Below are 2,318 nucleotides of genomic sequence, written 5' to 3' on the forward strand. Positions count from 1 at the left end.
GAGGTCACCGTCGAGCACGGCGTCGAGATTGTGCGCCTTGAACCCGACCCGGTGATCGGCGATCCGGTTCTCGGGGAAGTTGTAGGTACGAATGCGTTCCGACCGGTCGACGGTGCGGATCTGGGTGGACCGCCCCTCCGAGGCCTCAGCGCTCGCGGCCTCCTCGGCGGCGGCCTGGAGCCGGGCGGCGAGCACCTCCAGTGCGCGCTGCTTGTTCTGCAGTTGACTACGTTCGTTCTGACACGTGACGACCGTCCCGGTGGGCAGGTGCGTGACCCGTACCGCCGAATCGGTGGTGTTGACCCCCTGGCCGCCCTTGCCCGACGAGCGGTACACGTCGATCCTTAGGTCCGACTCGTCGATCTCGACCGGCCCCACGTCCTCGGGCTCGGGGAAGACGAGCACCCCTGCGGCCGACGTGTGGACCCGGCCCTGCGACTCGGTGACCGGCACCCGTTGGACGCGGTGCACGCCGCCCTCGAACTTCAGGCGGGACCACACACCGTCCCTCGAGGGTTGACGAGACCTGATCGAGAACGAGGCGTCCTTGTACCCGCCCAGATCGGACTCGGTCACCCCGAGCACCTCGACCACCCAGCCGTGCTTCTCCGCGTAACGCGTGTACATACGGGCGAGGTCCGCCGCGAACAGCGCCGACTCCTCCCCGCCCTCACCGGACTTGATCTCCATGAGCACGTCATCCCCGTCGTGGGGGTCTCGCGGTGCCAACAGGTCGGCCAACCGCGACTCCAGTCTCGTCACCTCCGCCGCCAACCGATCGGCCTCCTCGGCGAACGACGAGTCTTCGCCGGCCAGCTCACGCGCGGCGGCCAGGTCGCCCCGGGTGGACTCCAGAGCCCGGTGGCACTGCACCACGGGAGTCAGCTCGGCGAATCGTTTGCCCACCCTGCGCGCGGCCACCGGGTCCTCGTGGAGCGCGGGGTCGGACAGCTGCGCCTCGAGACCCCCGTACTCCGAGAGGACATCGTCGATGGAGGACGGCGAACGCCCCGGGGCCTGCGTCACTCCTCGTCCTGCGGCAGGGTCGGAGTCGTCTTTGCCACCTGCAGGAGGAATTCGTAGTTGGTGTTGGTCTTGCGCAGCTGCGACATCAGCAGGTCGATCGCCTGATGCGAGTCGAGGCCCGACAGCACCCTCCGCAGCTTGTGCATGACACCGGCCTCCTCCGGCGTCATCAGGAGCTCCTCCTTGCGGGTGCCCGAGGGCCCCACGTCGACCGCGGGGAAGACGCGCCGCTCAGCGATGCGCCGGTCCAGCTTGAGTTCCGCGTTACCGGTGCCCTTGAACTCCTCGAAGATCACCGTGTCACCGGCGGACCCCGTCTCGACCATCGCGGTGGAGATGATGGTGAGGGAGCCACCGTTCTCGATGTTGCGTGCCGCTCCCAGGAACCGCTTGGGCGGGTAGAGCGCGGTGGAGTCGACACCGCCGGACAGGATGCGACCCGAGGCGGGAGAGGAGTTGTTGTAGGCGCGACCCAACCGGGTGATGGAATCGAGGAGGACCACGACGTCCTGGCCCATCTCCACAAGTCGCTTGGCGCGTTCTATCGCGAGCTCCGCGACCTGGGTGTGATCCGACGGCGGGCGGTCGAAGGTCGAGGCGATGACCTCGCCGTTGACCGAACGCTGCATATCGGTCACCTCCTCGGGTCGCTCGTCGACGAGCACGACCATGAGATGACACTCGGGGTTGTTGATGGCGATCGAGTTGGCGATGTTCTGCAGGATCGTGGTCTTGCCCGCCTTGGGCGGGGAGACGATGAGCGCCCGCTGGCCCTTGCCGATGGGCATGATCAGATCGATGACCCGGGTCGAGAGGACGTTCTTCTCGGTCTCGAGACGCAGACGCTGGTTGGGGTAGAGCGGCGTGAGCTTGCCGAACTCCGGGCGATTGCGCGCGTCTTCCGGGGGACCCCCGTTGACCGAGTCGATCCTGGCCAGCGGGTTGAACTTCGCCCTGTTCTTCCCACCCTGACCGCCGCCGCGACCCCCGCCCTGGCCGCCGCCGGACCCGTCGTTCTGGGCGTCACCCTGACCGTCCCGCGGCATCTTGACCGCGCCCGTGATCGCATCGCCGCGACGCAGACCGTACTTGCGGATCATGTTCATCGAGACGTAGACGTCGTTCGACCCCGCGAGGTAGCCCGAGGTACGGACGAACGCGTAGTTGTCCAGGACGTCGAGGATGCCCGCGACCGGTTGGAGGACGTCGTCGTCCCGCACCTCGGTCTCGCCCTCCTGCGGACGGCCACCGCCACCACCGCGGTTGCGCTCGCGCCGCCGGCGGCTCCGCCG

Annotated in this window: 2 protein-coding genes; both read right to left on the reverse strand. The window is 68.0% G+C overall.

Going from position 1 to position 2,318, the window contains the following annotated elements; all coding sequences use genetic code 11:
• Positions 1–1,026: peptide chain release factor 1 (gene prfA / locus G6019_RS02975; RefSeq protein WP_182627012.1), on the reverse strand; the 1,026-nt coding region annotated here is incomplete at its 3' end.
• Positions 1,023–2,318 (reverse strand): transcription termination factor Rho (rho, locus tag G6019_RS02980; protein ID WP_182627014.1); only part of this gene is annotated, 1,296 nt, incomplete at its 5' end. The genes prfA and rho, both read right to left, overlap by 4 nt.

The organism is Dietzia sp. DQ12-76, from assembly GCF_014145045.1.
GTDB lineage: Bacteria > Actinomycetota > Actinomycetes > Mycobacteriales > Mycobacteriaceae > Dietzia.